At 47.3% G+C, this 17,065-nt stretch carries 12 protein-coding genes and 3 rRNA genes; 1 reads left to right on the top strand and 14 read right to left on the bottom strand.

Annotation, left to right across the window (positions count from 1 at the left end; genetic code table 11):
* Positions 1–62: 62 nt before the first annotated feature.
* From V6669_RS03125 to V6669_RS03110, 4 genes are all read right to left on the bottom strand, one after another.
* Complete coding sequence (locus V6669_RS03125; RefSeq protein ID WP_338590612.1) at positions 63–521, bottom strand: DUF523 domain-containing protein; 459 nt, start codon at positions 519–521, stop codon at positions 63–65.
* Positions 522–579: 58 nt separating this feature from the next.
* Positions 580–1,851 (bottom strand): hypothetical protein, encoded by a 1,272-nt coding sequence (locus tag V6669_RS03120; protein WP_338590610.1) that lies wholly within the window; start codon positions 1,849–1,851, stop codon positions 580–582.
* Positions 1,848–2,426 carry an RNA polymerase sigma factor gene (locus tag V6669_RS03115; protein WP_338590608.1) on the bottom strand — a complete coding sequence of 193 codons (579 nt, stop codon included), beginning with the start codon at positions 2,424–2,426 and terminating at the stop codon, positions 1,848–1,850. The genes V6669_RS03120 and V6669_RS03115 overlap by 4 nt, the downstream gene beginning before the upstream one ends.
* Before the next feature lie 228 nt (positions 2,427–2,654).
* Positions 2,655–3,389 (bottom strand): class I SAM-dependent methyltransferase, encoded by a 735-nt coding sequence (locus tag V6669_RS03110; protein WP_338590606.1) that lies wholly within the window; start codon positions 3,387–3,389, stop codon positions 2,655–2,657.
* Positions 3,390–3,551: 162 nt separating this feature from the next.
* Here V6669_RS03110 and V6669_RS03105 point away from each other — a divergent pair, with 162 nt between their 5' ends.
* A complete protein-coding gene (locus tag V6669_RS03105; RefSeq protein ID WP_338590604.1) occupies positions 3,552–4,907 on the top strand; it encodes an MATE family efflux transporter in 1,356 nt (451 codons plus the stop codon).
* Between the two features lie 160 nt (positions 4,908–5,067).
* On the opposite strand, the gene V6669_RS03100 is transcribed toward V6669_RS03105, so the two are convergent.
* The 10 genes from V6669_RS03100 to V6669_RS03055 all read right to left on the bottom strand — a co-directional run bounded on the left by V6669_RS03100 (position 5,068) and on the right by V6669_RS03055 (position 16,904).
* Positions 5,068–5,421 (bottom strand): FlxA-like family protein, encoded by a 354-nt coding sequence (locus tag V6669_RS03100; protein WP_338590602.1) that lies wholly within the window; start codon positions 5,419–5,421, stop codon positions 5,068–5,070.
* Positions 5,422–5,700: 279 nt separating this feature from the next.
* A 5S ribosomal RNA gene (gene rrf, locus V6669_RS03095) occupies positions 5,701–5,817 on the bottom strand.
* Between the two features lie 77 nt (positions 5,818–5,894).
* A 23S ribosomal RNA gene (locus tag V6669_RS03090) occupies positions 5,895–8,820 on the bottom strand.
* A gap of 305 nt (positions 8,821–9,125) precedes the next feature.
* Positions 9,126–10,678 (bottom strand): 16S ribosomal RNA (locus V6669_RS03085).
* Together the 16S, 23S and 5S rRNA genes form the textbook arrangement of a ribosomal RNA operon.
* A gap of 540 nt (positions 10,679–11,218) precedes the next feature.
* Entirely contained in the window at positions 11,219–12,439 is a 1,221-nt protein-coding gene (locus V6669_RS03080) for a TraB/GumN family protein (protein ID WP_338590600.1), read from the bottom strand.
* A gap of 149 nt (positions 12,440–12,588) precedes the next feature.
* A complete protein-coding gene (locus V6669_RS03075; RefSeq protein ID WP_338590598.1) occupies positions 12,589–13,884 on the bottom strand; it encodes an ABC transporter permease in 1,296 nt (431 codons plus the stop codon).
* Positions 13,877–14,779: an ATP-binding cassette domain-containing protein gene (locus V6669_RS03070; protein WP_338594826.1), complete on the bottom strand. Its 903-nt coding sequence runs from the start codon at positions 14,777–14,779 to the stop codon at positions 13,877–13,879. The genes V6669_RS03075 and V6669_RS03070 overlap by 8 nt, the downstream gene beginning before the upstream one ends.
* 20 nt (positions 14,780–14,799) lie before the next feature.
* A complete protein-coding gene (locus V6669_RS03065) occupies positions 14,800–15,696 on the bottom strand; it encodes an ABC transporter ATP-binding protein (RefSeq protein ID WP_338590596.1) in 897 nt (298 codons plus the stop codon).
* Positions 15,697–15,711: 15 nt separating this feature from the next.
* Complete coding sequence (locus V6669_RS03060; protein WP_091038380.1) at positions 15,712–16,101, bottom strand: GntR family transcriptional regulator; 390 nt, start codon at positions 16,099–16,101, stop codon at positions 15,712–15,714.
* 89 nt (positions 16,102–16,190) lie between these two features.
* The gene (locus tag V6669_RS03055; RefSeq protein WP_338590593.1) at positions 16,191–16,904 is read right to left on the bottom strand and encodes a hypothetical protein; all 714 of its coding nucleotides are present in this window, start codon (positions 16,902–16,904) and stop codon (positions 16,191–16,193) included.
* Positions 16,905–17,065: the final 161 nt, after the last annotated feature.

Here is a 17,065-nt window from a genome sequence, read left to right as displayed (position 1 = left end):
GAAAAGCCGCCAGGATATAATCCAGCGGCTTTTCTGTAAATATGAAACGATATCTGTGCGACCTATAAATAATCCATCCATTCATTTTCAGAAATGACGGTATATCCTTCTTGTCTCAGCAATGCTGAGGTGACACCTTCTCCAATTACCTTGTGATTGGCAAAATTACCATCATAGATCATCTGTGTACCACAGGACGGACTGAATTCCTTCAACACAACACAAGACACATTCAATTTTTTGGCCCATTCCAATGTCTGATAGGCTCCCTTGATATACAGCTCTGTGACGTCCTTGCCACTTTTCTCGTTCACTTTTGCTGTACCTGCCAGTACGTCCTTGCCCGTGCCACCGATAATTTCAGCCGGTTCCCGTGGAGTGGAAAATCCGCCAAGCAGCTCCGGACATACCATCTTAGCCTGCTCCTGCTCCACAAGCTCCTGAATCTTCTTATCCAGGCTCGCTGTTCCATTGTAACGGCAAGCTACCCCTGCCAGACATGAACTCACCAAATATTTCATCGTTATCTCCTTATACTCATTCCATCTATAAAGTAAATTGTAACATATAAGATCAGCCCTATAGCTCGCCTCTGGTGATCATCTTGATCCGTCCATCTTCCCTGTATTCAACCTGAAAAACATACTTGCTCGACTCCAGTTCAAATGTGACGACTCCCAATTGCTCAGCATTTCTGTGTAGTTTATAGGCGTCAAAATCAATGTTAAATATCTTCTTAACTATTGGCCCCACTTTTTCTCTAAGAAGAGACTCATCAATATTATATAATTTTTCATGATAAGCCTCCATCTCTTCGATGTTGCCTATTTCTTGTTGCTCATAATAATTAGCATCCCCTACGGTATAGCCCAAGCCCTCTTTTCCTTCGGTCATCTGCACAAAGTAGTTATCTTTAAAGGAAAAAAAGACTGTATCCTTGCCGAGTTCATTATCTTTGCTTCGACTTGCTCTTACCAGATCAAGATTGGCTTTACCAGACAGTGCCTCAATTGCTTTTCTGGCATCCGTCAGTGCTGCCTGGGATACCTGATCAGGACTAAGGTCGCCTGTGATCGATACAGCCTTGTCCTGTTGCCATACAATCTCCCCATAACCAGTCTCATTCTCTAACGCTAATGTCGTATGCGATATTGGCTCCGACTCCCCTTGCTTCATACTCACATAACGCTGGACTGATACAGGTTTAAGCGTTGGAGTGCTGCCTATACTTTGCAAAAGCGATGGAACTTGACGCAAATAACGGTGTTCCAGTTCGCTTGGCTGCATCTCACGTCTCATCTGTACTTCACGCAGATTTCCTGTTGTCGCATCGAGCCATATCTGCGCATACTCCTTCTCGCTTTCGCTACCAGCCTCTACATATATTCTGCCGGACACAGGCAAGTCTTCCACTTTCGTAATCTTCAGCTGTTTACCCAGATCATCTCGCATCGTAGTCGCAACATTTCTTTTCATTTTGTCGGTTAGCAGATTCGTGTTCAAACCATCAGATAACTGTAACGCTGCTGTCGGATAGACCTGCTCGATTACGGGTTTCACCAGCTGTCCATCATCCCAGATCCATAGGAACAATCCAGCAGCAATAACCAATGCACCCGCGCCTGCAACAAGAGGTCCTCTTCTAGGGCGACGCTTGTGTGACACGCTGCCTACTTGCGGCCTGGACAACCTGGATCTGCTCTCTGGCCTATCTCCCTTGCTTCCCACTTCCGACTTCTTCATCCACTCCACCTGTTGAAGCACCTTTCGCTTGTGATCCTCTGTAAAAGGAGACGAAGCAAACGGTCCCTTCCGGATTTCCTTTTCCCATTGCTCATCCTTGTGTCTCATTCGCTTCGCTCCTCCCATTGTTTCCGTACCTTATCCTTACCTCGGGAAAGTCTGGATTTTACTGTGCCTAAGCTGATTTTCAACATCTCAGCAATCTCACTCGTCGTAAGCTCATATTTCAGATCCAGTAAAAGAATCTCCCGGAACTTCTTTGGCAACGCCAGAACAATATCCCAGATTTCATGGATATGCTCCTTACGCATCACTTCCATCTCGGCCGAAGGATGTGCAGGCTGCTCTGCAATCATGACTCTTTGGCCCGAACCCCCACGCTCTGTCTCAATGGGTAACGTCTCTCCCCACAGACTGCTACGAAAGAATCTGGATTTTCGATATGTAAAAGTCGTGTTTCTAGTAATCGTCAACAGCCATGTTTTCAGTGAGCAATCTCCACGATAATGAGCAATCCCCGAGTACGCTCGAATAAATACCTCCTGCGACAATTCATCTGCCTGTTCGGCACTTTTTGTCAGAAAATAAGCGTAATTCCACACGTCATTTCCGTAGTCATCCATTATGCTGCTAAGTGTGTAATTGTCTATGGTCTGAGCCTGTGCCAGTAATTGATCATCCAACTGTTGTTCACCTCACTTAATATGACTGAGTCTACTGTGGTTTGGTTCCGTTTTGGACATTATTTCTTATAATTGTAGCAAAATAAAAAAACAGCATGTTCAACATCGCTGAACACACTGATTCCTTCAAGTTTGCTTAGTTAGAAATCTCTATCAGAAATCTTTTAGGGGAACACTCCACTTCCCCAGTTTCTTTCTGCCCTCTAGTCTAACGAATCACTTTCTACATCATACTTTAACCGCAGCAATCATCAGAAACATCGGTCTCCGATTCTCGTCTCGCATGCCAGGAACCTGTTCAATCATCTCTGGTGATGGCTTGGATTCAGCTACCTGTTGAATAGCAAACCCTGCCTTTATGAGTTCATTCATATGTGTTGCCAGTGTGCGATGATATTTAACCACATCCTGATTCAAAAAGTTCGCCACACGCTTCCCTTCATCATGGTAATCATCCACGGGCCAGTGAAGAATCTCACCTGTGGGTCCGTAATGCCAATCCTGCGCAGCGCGAGCGGTGAAGATGGGATGTTCGGAAGATAGTACAAATGTGCCCCCTTCTACGAGACAATCATTGATCTTAGCATACACCGTGTCTAACCGTTCAATATAATGCAAAGCAAGTGAACTGATCACAACATCAAATTGTCCCGGTGCAAAATCAATATCTTCAATCGCCAGCTGCTTGTACTCGATCTGCGGATCGTCCGTCATTTCACGAGCACGCTGAAGCATATTTTCAGACAAATCTACACCGATCACTGAACTCGCTTGTTGTTCACGCGCATACCGGCAATGCCAGCCAAAACCACATCCCAAATCCAGCACACGTTTGTCTTTCAACTCAGGCAAAAGGGTCTGCAATTCATACCATTCCCCAGCTGCATCCAGCCCTTGAACAGAACGAGCCATCTTACTGTAGTTATCAAAAAACTCAACTTCATCGTATTTATTTTGTTTCATTAAGCGATTCCTCCCGCCTTATAAATATCCACCTACTCTACCACATAAACGATATTGAAACGCAAAAGTTGCCAAGAGAATTCAAGCCGTGTTATTATACAGAACGAACGTTCAGTATTATTTAATACAGAATGAACATTCAGTTTACTAACGGAGGTCATTATGAATACGAAATGGACGCATCCACTGGAAGGGCAATCTGTAGGTAAAGCTTTTATAAGTTACCTTGTGCCTTCCGTATTGGGGATGCTGGTAGTTGCTTTTAATTTTATTATCGACGGCATTATGGTTGGACACAAACTGGGCTCTACCGCGATGGCCGGGATCGGCATTGCCTCTCCTGTCTACACGCTTTTTGTTGCCATGTCACTGTGGATTGGTATGGGCGGGGCAACCTTGTACTCCAACGCGATGGGTAGAAAAGATATCACATCAGCCAAACAAATTTTCACCAAATCTATTATGCTGATTATGCTCGTTACGATAGCCATTGGATATACTGCATTTACGTTCAAAGACAACCTGGTATACTCCCTCGGTGCTAACGCCGAGACCTTCCCGTTTGCTTCGGACTACATGAATATCATGTTACTGTTCGGGTTTGTTTTCACCATTGAGAATGCACTCTCTGTCTTTGTACGAAACGATGGGGATCCCAACACATCCATGTACGCTCAGATTACCTTTGCTGTGGCCAATATCATCATCAATTATGTAACATTGTATGTACTCGAATGGGGTGTACGCGGTGTGGCCCTCGGTACAATTGTATCGGCGTCTCTTGCGCTACTTGTTCTGTTCACTCACTTTTTCAAAAAAACAAATAATCTCACGTTTACCGGGTTCAAATGGAACAACAAACTGCTGGCTTCCCTTCTACTCATTGGTTTCCCCAGCTTTCTGGCTGAACTTGGCATGTCGGTCTTCTCTGTCTCCCATAATATCTCCATGGACCGCATTGCGGGCACGGATGGCGTAGCATCCTTTACCGTGTTGAACTATATTCATGGTGTGGTACTGTTAGCGTTCCTGGGTCTGGCATCCGCTGCCCAACCTCTTATAAGTTATTATCACGGTGCCAATCAGATTAAACGGGTACAACAAACGATACGTTTAGCGACTAAAACAGCTCTGGCATGCGGTCTATTATTACTGATTGTTGTTCAAATCGGTGCACCTTATTTCGTGCAAATCTTTGGAAACTTCAGCAGCGACGTAACGGATAATGCCGTTTACGGATTACGTATATTTACATTTGCCTATGTGTTTATGGGTGTTAACTTTGTCATGAGTACCTATTTCCAATCTGTAGGTAATGCCAAAATGGCCATCTGGATTACAGCTGCGCGTGAAATGATTATCATGATAGCGTTGATTGCAGTCCTGCCTTCATTCTTTGGTGTCACGGGTGTGTGGCTTGCCGTACCGCTGTCCGAAATGCTGGTTCTTGCAACCATAGCCCTGTACTATAGAAAACGATCCCTTACGGATCGAATACACGCGTTGCAGTCTGAATAACGGTAACAGATAATATAGCGGCATCAGATAGAAGATACATGATACGAAGGTAGCATGTAGGTAGACCTCATCAATAATTTAACAGACAAATAAACAAAGCCCTGCACGATTAATATAGATCGGTCAGGGCTTTGTTTTATCCTACATTAGATGTAAGCAACTAGATACGTATATCAAATCGGCCATTACTATCTGTGGTTGCATTAGCAAATTCCTTAGGGGTAGCTACGCCCTTTCCATTGTATGGAGGTTGGGCAGGTGGTGCCTCCTTCATACCAGTTGTACCGGCTCCTTGAGAGCTTTGCTGTGCAATCTGTGCCTCAATCTGCTTGATTTGCTGCTCAAGCTGTTTGGTCTTTGTCTCCTTAGTCTGTTCATCGTCCTTGCTAGATTGCACTTTCTCCAGTTGAGCTTCGAGCTTCGTCTTTTGTTTCTCCAAGCTACTTGAATTGTCCGAGCTCGAAGATGTCGATATGTAAGATGTAGTGGAGCTGGCTGTAGAAGATATATTCATTATGATTCTCCTCCTCTTTACTTGGCTTCACTATACCCTATCCCACTGAAACGTACGTTAAATTCAACTGAAAGGTTGCTGAAGGAGTTAAGAATCAGAAGTCGATCATATGGAAGTATATATATCAGCATTAATCCGGAGTCCAATTATGAAAACTTAGAGTCTTCATACTAAGTGAAAATATTGATGCTGCCTTATCTATATAGTTAGTTCTTTCTCGGTAGAAAATAGTAACACAAAAAAGACACACTCGAAATCATTCAAGTGTGTCTTCCTGTTGCTTGGCGGCGTCCTACTCTCCCAGGACCCTGCGGTCCAAGTACCATCGGCGCTAGAGGGCTTAACGGTCGTGTTCGGGATGGGTACGTGTGGAACCCCTCCGCCATCGCCACCAAACGCGTAGCTTACATTTCAGAGTGTTGTTCTCTGAAAACTAGATTCGAAACGAAACATGCGAATTACAACTTGCATATTTGGATAAGCCCTCGACCGATTAGTACTGGTCAGCTCCATGCATTGCTGCACTTCCACCCCCAGCCTATCTACCTCGTCGTCTTCAAGGGGTCTTACATACTGGGAAATCTCATCTTGAGGGGGGCTTCACGCTTAGATGCTTTCAGCGTTTATCCCGTCCGTACATAGCTACCCAGCGGTGCTCCTGGCGGAACAACTGGTACACCAGCGGTACGTCCATCCCGGTCCTCTCGTACTAAGGACAGCTCCTCTCAAATTTCCTACGCCCACGACAGATAGGGACCGAACTGTCTCACGACGTTCTGAACCCAGCTCGCGTACCGCTTTAATGGGCGAACAGCCCAACCCTTGGGACCTACTTCAGCCCCAGGATGCGATGAGCCGACATCGAGGTGCCAAACCTCCCCGTCGATGTGGACTCTTGGGGGAGATAAGCCTGTTATCCCCAGGGTAGCTTTTATCCGTTGAGCGATGGCCCTTCCATGCGGTACCACCGGATCACTAAGCCCGACTTTCGTCCCTGCTCGACTTGTAGGTCTCGCAGTCAAGCTCCCTTATGCCTTTGCACTCTTCGAATGATTTCCAACCATTCTGAGGGAACCTTTGGGCGCCTCCGTTACTCTTTAGGAGGCGACCGCCCCAGTCAAACTGCCCACCTGACACTGTCCCCGCACCGGATTACGGTACCAGGTTAGAACCTAGATACGATCAGGGTGGTATCCCAACGTTGCCTCCATGCAAGCTGGCGCTCACACTTCAAAGGCTCCCACCTATCCTGTACAGATCGTACCCAAATTCAATATCAAGCTGCAGTAAAGCTCCATGGGGTCTTTCCGTCTTGTCGCGGGTAACCTGCATCTTCACAGGTATTAAAATTTCACCGGATCTCTCGTTGAGACAGCGCCCAAGTCGTTACGCCATTCGTGCGGGTCAGAATTTACCTGACAAGGAATTTCGCTACCTTAGGACCGTTATAGTTACGGCCGCCGTTTACTGGGGCTTCGGTTCACAGCTTCGGATTGCTCCTAACCACTCCCCTTAACCTTCCAGCACCGGGCAGGCGTCAGCCCGTATACTTCGCCTTACGGCTTCGCACAGACCTGTGTTTTTGCTAAACAGTCGCTTGGGCCTTTTCACTGCGGCCCCCTCGTGCTATTCACACTACCGGGGCACCCCTTCTCCCGAAGTTACGGGGTCATTTTGCCGAGTTCCTTAACGAGAGTTCTTCCGCGCGCCTTAGAATACTCTTCTCGCCTACCTGTGTCGGTTTGCGGTACGGGCACCATCACCTGGCTAGAGGCTTTTCTTGGCAGTGTGAGATCATGACCTTCGCTACTATAATTTTCGCTCCCCATCACAGCTCAGCCTTACAATGTGCGGATTTGCCTACACATCAGCCTTACTGCTTAGACGGACATCCATCAGTCCGCGTCACTACCCTACTGCGTCCCCCCATTGCTCATAACGGCTTACGGTGGTACAGGAATTTCGACCTGTTGTCCTTCGACTACGCCTTTCGGCCTCGCCTTAGGTCCCGACTTACCCTGAGCGGACGAGCCTTCCTCAGGAACCCTTAGGCTTTCGGCGGATCAGATTCTCACTGATCTTTTCGTTACTCATACCGGCATTCTCACTTGTATAATGTCCAGCGCTCCTTACGGTACACCTTCAACCCTTATACAACGCTCCCCTACCCCTGATGCATAGCATCAAGCCATAGCTTCGGTGGTGTGTTTAGCCCCGTTACATTTTCGGCGCAGAGTCACTCGACCAGTGAGCTATTACGCACTCTTTCAATGGTGGCTGCTTCTAAGCCAACATCCTGGTTGTCTGTGCAACTCCACATCCTTTCCCACTTAACACACACTTGGGGACCTTAGCTGATGGTCTGGGCTGTTTCCCTTTTGACAATGGATCTTAGCACTCACTGTCTGACTCCCGGAAGTAAGTCTATGGCATTCGGAGTTTGACTGAGCTTGGTAACCCTTGCGGGCCCCGCACCCAATCAGTGCTCTACCTCCACGACTCTGTTTTCCGAGGCTAGCCCTAAAGCTATTTCGGGGAGAACCAGCTATCTCCGAGTTCGATTGGAATTTCTCCGCTACCCCCACCTCATCCCCGCATTTTTCAACATGCGTGGGTTCGGGCCTCCAGTGCGTGTTACCGCACCTTCACCCTGGACAGGGGTAGATCACCCGGTTTCGGGTCTACGTCCACGTACTAAGTCGCCCTATTCAGACTCGCTTTCGCTGCGGCTCCGGCTCTTCACCTTAACCTTGCACGGGAACGTAACTCGCCGGTTCATTCTACAAAAGGCACGCCATCACCCCTAAAACGGGCTCTGACTTTTTGTAAGCACACGGTTTCAGGTTCTATTTCACTCCCCTTCCGGGGTGCTTTTCACCTTTCCCTCACGGTACTGCTTCACTATCGGTCGCTAGGAAGTATTTAGCCTTGGCAGATGGTCCTGCCGGATTCATACGGGGTTTCACGTGCCCCGCACTACTCGGGATCCGTCTCGGAGGGAACAGACTTTCAACTACAGGGCTTTTACCTTCTTTGGCGGGCCTTTCCAGACCTCTTCGCTTAACCGGTTCCTTTGTAACTCCATGTGAGACGTCCCACAACCCCAAAGAGCAAGCTCTCTGGTTTGGGCTTCTCCGCGTTCGCTCGCCGCTACTGACGGAATCACTATTGTTTTCTCTTCCTCAGGGTACTTAGATGTTTCAGTTCCCCTGGTATGCCTCTACACAACCTATGTATTCAGTTGTGAGTAACTGGAAATTACCCCAGCTGGGTTTCCCCATTCGGACACCCCCGGATCAAAGCTTGCTTACAGCTCCCCGAGGCAGTTTCGTTGTTCGCCACGTCCTTCATCGGCTCCTAGCGCCTAGGCATCCTCCGTGTGCTCTTAGTAGCTTAACCATATCGCTCGTGTTCGAGCTGTCACTCCGCTTGGTTTGCTTGCGCAAATCCAAAAGTCGTTCCATTTCGATCACTCGCTCATGCAATCTACCTTATAAAAACACTTCACTTGTTTACACAAGATCAGCTTAAAGGAATGTTCTAATTCGCGTTTGTTTCGTTTCGATATCTAGTTTTCAAAGAACAAGCTCCATGCAAAAGCAAGCTGTTTGAGAGTTTGAGCTCTCAAAACTGAGCAACGAGTGAGTGTTTTGCAGCTAAGCTGCGTATTTGAATGTTTCCACTCGGGAAACGATTCTCCATAGAAAGGAGGTGATCCAGCCGCACCTTCCGATACGGCTACCTTGTTACGACTTCACCCCAATCATCTATCCCACCTTCGGCGGCTGGCTCCTTGCGGTTACCCCACCGACTTCGGGTGTTATAAACTCTCGTGGTGTGACGGGCGGTGTGTACAAGACCCGGGAACGTATTCACCGCGGCATGCTGATCCGCGATTACTAGCAATTCCGACTTCATGCAGGCGAGTTGCAGCCTGCAATCCGAACTGAGACCGGCTTTGTTGGGATTGGCTCCATCTCGCGATTTCGCAGCCCGTTGTACCGGCCATTGTAGTACGTGTGTAGCCCAGGTCATAAGGGGCATGATGATTTGACGTCATCCCCACCTTCCTCCGGTTTGTCACCGGCAGTCTATCTAGAGTGCCCACCCGAAGTGCTGGCAACTAAATATAAGGGTTGCGCTCGTTGCGGGACTTAACCCAACATCTCACGACACGAGCTGACGACAACCATGCACCACCTGTCTCCTCTGTCCCGAAGGAAAGATACATCTCTGTACCGATCAGAGGGATGTCAAGACCTGGTAAGGTTCTTCGCGTTGCTTCGAATTAAACCACATACTCCACTGCTTGTGCGGGTCCCCGTCAATTCCTTTGAGTTTCAGTCTTGCGACCGTACTCCCCAGGCGGAGTGCTTAATGTGTTAACTTCGGCACCAAGGGTATCGAAACCCCTAACACCTAGCACTCATCGTTTACGGCGTGGACTACCAGGGTATCTAATCCTGTTTGCTCCCCACGCTTTCGCGCCTCAGCGTCAGTTACAGCCCAGAGAGTCGCCTTCGCCACTGGTGTTCCTCCACATATCTACGCATTTCACCGCTACACGTGGAATTCCACTCTCCTCTTCTGCACTCAAGTCACCCAGTTTCCAGTGCGATCCGGGGTTGAGCCCCGGGATTAAACACCAGACTTAAATGACCGCCTGCGCGCGCTTTACGCCCAATAATTCCGGACAACGCTTGCCCCCTACGTATTACCGCGGCTGCTGGCACGTAGTTAGCCGGGGCTTTCTTCTCAGGTACCGTCACCTTGAGAGCAGTTACTCTCCCAAGCGTTCTTCCCTGGCAACAGAGCTTTACGATCCGAAAACCTTCATCACTCACGCGGCATTGCTCCGTCAGGCTTTCGCCCATTGCGGAAGATTCCCTACTGCTGCCTCCCGTAGGAGTCTGGGCCGTGTCTCAGTCCCAGTGTGGCCGATCACCCTCTCAGGTCGGCTACGCATCGTCGCCTTGGTGAGCCGTTACCCCACCAACTAGCTAATGCGCCGCAGGCCCATCCCCAAGTGACAGATTGCTCCGTCTTTCCAGTTTCCTTCAGGCGAAGAAAACAACTATTCGGTATTAGCTACCGTTTCCGGTAGTTGTCCCAAACTTGAGGGCAGGTTGCCTACGTGTTACTCACCCGTCCGCCGCTAACCATCCGAGAAGCAAGCTTCTCATCAAGTCCGCTCGACTTGCATGTATTAGGCATGCCGCCAGCGTTCGTCCTGAGCCAGGATCAAACTCTCCAATAAAGTATTGAAAAGAGCGATAAGCTCATTTTGAATCTGACGAGATTAAAAATCTCCATTTGTGCTCCAGTCGATTCAAGCCAAGGCTTGTCTCGAACTTTCGCGTTCATTCTGCAAGCAGAATGTTTACTCACTCGTTGTTCAGTTTTCAAAGATCAAACTTGTTTTGTTACCGAATGTCGTTCTCTTCAGCAACTCTTATATAATATCATGTCCGAACCAACTTTGCAAGCTCTTTTTTTCAAGCTTCTTTCGAAGCTTAATTCATTTGCTTGCCGCACCGTGTATCTCGTGTTTTTTTGGCCGGAAATAGAATATACCATGCGACACACACACTTGTAAAGAGTTAATTTCAAAACATATCAAATCCTCAATCTAACCATATTAAGGGCCATGAATCTACAATGAACTCCTAGGTTCAATTCTATTATCCTGCAGCTGATCTTCTCTATTTAATCTGTCTTTCTTCTATATATAAGAAGGTAACCCTCTCAACTCTCTTATTCGAGACGATAGGGTTACCTTCTATATAGTAATCTATATTTATTTACGTTCTACTTTATATCCTTTATCCTCAAGTAGTTTCACGATGCCGTGATCGCCCAAGTAGTGCGCCGCGCCAACAACAATGAAATACTCCTCGCCTTTGCCGTTTTTCAAGTAACCATCGATTTTGTCCGCCATACCAATGTTACGATCAACCAGCATTGCTTTGTTGTACTCCTCGTTAGTGGAGAAGCTGTTTGTCAGTTCAAGTAATTGCTCGTCATTACCCGTTTTCCACATCTCAGCCATTTCATTTACACTGTTATCCAACACGTCGAAGTTTTCGATTGTCGCTTTCAGTGTTTCCTCTTGTGTTTCTTTGGAAAAGTCGTTAAACATGCCAAGTTGAGATTGATAACTCTCCAACTCAATAACTGGAACTTTGCGCTCGATCGCTTTCTGGATGAAATACAGATCCACTCCTGCAGATGCTTCGTATCCAGCCGTTGCGGACTTCAAACTTGCGAGTGTGCTCTCTACTACCCAAGGCTTAAATGCATCCAAAGCATTAGGCTCCAGACCATTTTTCTTCAATACATCGCCCAGCTTAGTATACGTTTCACTGGAAATGTGATCTTTCAGTGTTGTGCCATCCTGATACGAACCCAGACTTAGAACCAGCTTTTGCTGCTCTTCATCAGCGGCTTTGCTAATATCAATCTCTACCCCTAGATAGTCGGCTTCCGCAAAGGCTTCTTCGAACTCCGGACGCAATGGATAGAAGCTCTCATCAGCAATATGCATAGACCCTACCAGATAGACCGTGTTGCCATTGCTTTCAACTTCCCACATGAAGCCGCGTCCACCGGTTTGAGCAGTTTCGGTTGCTCCGCCCTTGGATACCAACAGTACTGTGCGCGTTGCAGCATCCCAGCGAACTTCATAACCCGCAGCATCACCGACGATGCGGATTGGCGCATACGTTACACCGTTGATACGTGTAAGCTTGCTTTTGAGTGTAATCGTTTTGCCATCTACCACAGCCGTGATCGTATTATCTGTCGCAGTTGTTAGCTTCACATCCATAGCATCCAGCGTAGTCCGCAGTGGAACCAATGTTGTACCTTTATCCAAGATTGGTGCTCCTGTAGCATATTTCACAGCCTGGTCATTGACCTTGACGGAAGTTCCTTGTGGAGCAGCCATAGCCGGCACTGCAGATGAGAGCAAACCTGCCGAGATGGTAAGAGATAAGAGCATGCGTTTCCAATTTTTCATATTATGTAATCTCCTTTATTGAATATAGTTGCCAATCCAAAATTTTTAATAGAATAAACATACTTAGATACTACGGATAAAAGTGGGAATTGGTGCCACTCCACAAACGGAGCAGCACTTATCCAATCCCTCCCCTTCAAACACTCAACCTAGATCTTATAAGCCTTCATCGCTTTAAACAATTCCTTGAAGGTTGGGCGTTTACCGTACATCAGCACACCCGTGCGATAGATTTTGGCTGCAAGCCATCCGAAGATGATAATCGATACAATGAGAATCGCTAAGGACGTTAGAATCTCCCAAGTTGGCGCAACTCCTGCGCCAATTCGTACCAGAATCGCGGTCGGCGACGTGAATGGAATGAAGCTTGCGATTTTCAACAACAGAATGTTCGGCGTAGAAATACTGAAGATCGCAATATAGAAGGATACAAGCGACAACATCGTGATCGGCAGAACAGCCTGACCGAGTTCCTCAGTACGGCTTACCATTGAACCAATGGCAGCGAACAACACGGCATACAGGAAGTAACCCAGAATGTAGAATATAAGTCCGTACACAATAACTGCACTATTCACATCACTCAGACTCATATTGAAGTCACCTAATACTGCACGGTTATGCGGCAGCAAGATATTTCCGGCAACCACCGCTCCGAAGATCCCGATTTGCAGCATCCCCACCATGAATATACCGATGATTTTACCAAACATCTGACTGAGCGGTGATACACTCGTAATCAAAATCTCCATAATACGTGAACTCTTCTCAGCTGTAATCTCGGAGGCAATCATGTTACCTGTCATCATCGTTGAGGTAAACAGCAGGATGATCAGCAAGTACACCACAATATAGTTAATCGGGCTCATGGCACCTTCAGACTCAGTACCTGCTCCGCTCTCATCTGTACTCAAACTTTGCTCGGTGAGCTTCACAGGTGTTGTAATCAGTTCCTTCTGCTCCGCTGTGAGTACATCCTTCACAACCACATCCAGCTTCACACTCTGTAATGCCGCTTCAATGGATGCAATGATCTGAGGTGATACGTCTTCTGCTGAATATAGAATGGGCTGCGGGAACTCTTGCCCGGAAACAGCCTCAAACTTCAGATAACCATCGGTAAGCCCTGCTTCCACATCCGCCGCAAGAGCAGCCTCATCTTTGTCACCACTGGCAATGAATCGATAGGCCTGATCCCCTTGAGCCGCAGAGAAGCTCTCCAGTTTCTCGGAAACTTCAGGCTGCCCTGTACTCAGAAGACCAATATTTACAGGATTACTGCTTGAAGCTCCACCAATGGAACCTCCATTAAATAAGGTAATGAAATATGGAACATTAAGTCCGATTGAAATTAAAAGTGCAAGTACAATGGTCGTTACCATGAATGATTTCGTTTTAACTTTGTTTTTAAATGTAAAACCCGTAATCGTTCCCATTTTATTCATTCGACTCACCTACCTCACGAATAAAGATTTGGTTAAGCGTTGGTTCCTTCAGTTCAAAGTGTTCCACTGTCGTCTGAGTCATGGCTGTTCTCAGAATCTCTTGAGCCGCTTCCACCTGACTAATATGTATCAGGTAACCACGCTCATTCCGCTCGACTTTCGTCACACCAGACAACTGTTCGAGTCCTTCCACACTACCAATCGTACCCAGGAATACCTGTTCACGCGGATACCGGCTCTTGATCTCCTTGATCTCTCCTTGTACCACCGTGTTGGAACGATGCAGAATGGTGATCTGACGACACAACTCTTCAACGTGCTCCATACGGTGTGTTGAGAACAGAATGGCCGTGCCTTCGTCACGCAATTCTTTGACAGTGGACTTGAGTAATTCCACGTTCACAGGATCCAGACCACTGAACGCTTCATCCAGAATAAGAATCTGCGGTCTATGCACTACAGCCGCGATAAAGCCCATTTTCTGCTGATTACCTTTGGATAACTCCTCGATCTTTTTATCGTAATACTCAGGTACCTCAAACCGATTCAGCCAGTACTTGAGGCTCTGATCTGCGTCCTTACCATTCATGCCACGAAGTCGTGCCAGGTAATTAATCTGTTCGCTGACTTTCACCTTGGGGTACAATCCGCGCTCTTCCGGAAGATAACCCATAATCTGTTGCAGCTCCGTATTATAGGGTTTGCCGTTGTACAGGATATTCCCTCCATCAGGGTGAATCAGTCCGAGCACCATGCGCATTGTTGTTGTTTTACCTGCACCATTGGCTCCGAGCAATCCGTAAATCTCCCCCTCTTTTACATTGAGAGTGACTCCATTAACGGCTGTTTTGTCTGCATATTGCTTGACGACTTGCTTCAATTCCAATCGGTTCATCATTTATCGTCTCCCTTCGGTTATTTCCACTGTACGGGTGCATACCCGGCAATCCAGAATGCCAGCACTTCATCCAATTCCAAGTTACGGATTCTCAATACCCGGTTATTCGACAGTTCCAGCCTTTCCTGCGCTTCGCTGACCCGGGTTGTAATTACGCGAACCAGACTTCCCTCTTCCAAAGAAGATTCCACAACACCGGGGATACTCTCTGGCCTTAAGTCTCCTTCATACCAGACTTCCTTCCACTGATCGAGCACCATATCTTTCTCGGCCATCCCCAGCGACTGACCACGGTGCATCAATACGATGTAATCCGCCAGCCTTTTGACTTCATCCGCGATATGTGTGGCAATCAGAATCGTGGTGTCTCCCCCTGCCATGAAGGTACGGAACTGCTCAACCATCACTTTCCAGGCAAAGGGGTCCAATCCTGATGAAGGCTCATCCAAAAGCAATAATCTTGGGCGAGCTGCAATTGCAGCTGCAATCTCAAATTTTCGCCGCTCTCCCTTGGACATCTTGTTCAGCTTCACATCAACAGGTACTTCCATATCGTGAATCAGTTGGTCGAACAACTTCATATCCCAACGTGGGTACCAGTACGCCCGGAAATGGGCTGCTTCCTGTGCTGTTATCCGGTTCTCTTCTGAACCAGCGTTATCTGCCACAAAACCAATCTGTTGTCTCAGTTCAATGGGAAGTGGCCCATCATGTTCCTGACCAAACCATATAATCTGCCCAGCATCTGGCAGCACCACTTGCTGCAGCATGTTAAGAAGGGTGCTTTTGCCTGAACCGTTGTGACCGAGAATAGCCACTATATACCCTTCCGGGATGGTCAGATCAATTGGGCCAATAACTCTACGTTTTCGCATTTTGGATACGCCGTTCAACTGGATTGCTATCGGTTCCACGTATGAATCACTCCCTTACTTCGCGTAAATAGCCTTCAGGACTTCCCGGAACAGGCTCTCCATCTCTTCTTCCGTACAGCCTACCGATTTCCCGGACTGCACCGCTGCTTGCATCGCTTCCTGTGCGGCCTTTAATCTATAATTTTCTCTGTCGCCGGCTTCTACCTGGGCCACAAATGTACCTGTCCCCTGCTTCGTACGAAGCAAGCCTTCATTCTCCAGATCCTGATAGACCCGTCTAACCGTAATAACACTGCAATTCAGTGCTCCGGCGAACTCACGAATGGACGGCAAATGTGTTCCCTCCCCCAACTGACCCGTAATAATTAACGATCTTAACTGATTTTCAATTTGGTGGTATAAAGGTTCAGCGCTATTTTCATTAATTTGAATGGGTATTTTCACATCTTGCACCTCGCCCTCCGGTACACTCCAGTCTGTTACCTGACCGTGCCGGTTTCATCCTGTATTCGTACATAAGCTCAATTCTCATTTTAATTCAAATCCCGTTGAACCAGCTTCTTCAGCGTCAAGCGACTAAACAGCCACAGTCCCGCTACGCCAGCCACCAGAGAAATCCACATGATCGGGGAAAGTAGCCCCCATGATTTACTTCCATCCATTACAATCCGTAATCCGTAACTGCCTGACATTCGAATCAGTATGGATATGCCAATGGCGATGGGTATAAAAAGCGTACTGAGAAGCAAGTATTTCTTACCACTGTTCAGAAACTCTCCGTAAATATACAATCCTGTTACCAAAAGGCCATAACCTGTACAGGTAAGGCTAAAGGCCAGATACTGATCCCATCGGAATCCTTCGGCATGAAAGTTAACCACGTATAACGATCCGTAGAAAAAGATTCCATTGTACGTAAACGCCATCAGAGACTGCTGTAGCCTGGACCACATCACCACTTGTTCAGGGATGGGAATTCTACGATAGTAGGCCAGCATCTGCGTATAAGAATCCTCCTGTATGTAACGGAAGGAGCGCCTGCAGAACATAAACCCTTGAAATGGCAACATGATCAAAAAGAAGGCATCCACCACTGGATTAATGATATCTGTCTGTTGTTGTCCTAAAAACATCACACCGCTCATGCCGCCAGTGTATATCATGAATAATGCAGACCATAGCCATTGGAGCTTATCCTTACTCATCTGGCTGCGGGTCAACCACCACGCCTGCTTCCATTCGTTCATATGCATGCCTGCCTTTCACCTGTCATTCACTCATGTTGCTTACTGTGTTTACTGTATATATCAATATACACAGTATACAGACCTATTTCTCATCCCGTCAACCCCTAATTTTCCTGAATCAGGAAGACGGAATGGGACACAGTACGAATTTACGTTACAAT

The organism is Paenibacillus sp. Y5S-9 (genome assembly GCF_036894235.1).
Taxonomy (GTDB): Bacteria; Bacillota; Bacilli; order Paenibacillales; family Paenibacillaceae; genus Paenibacillus.
This window is presented reverse-complemented; position numbering and strand designations above follow the sequence as displayed.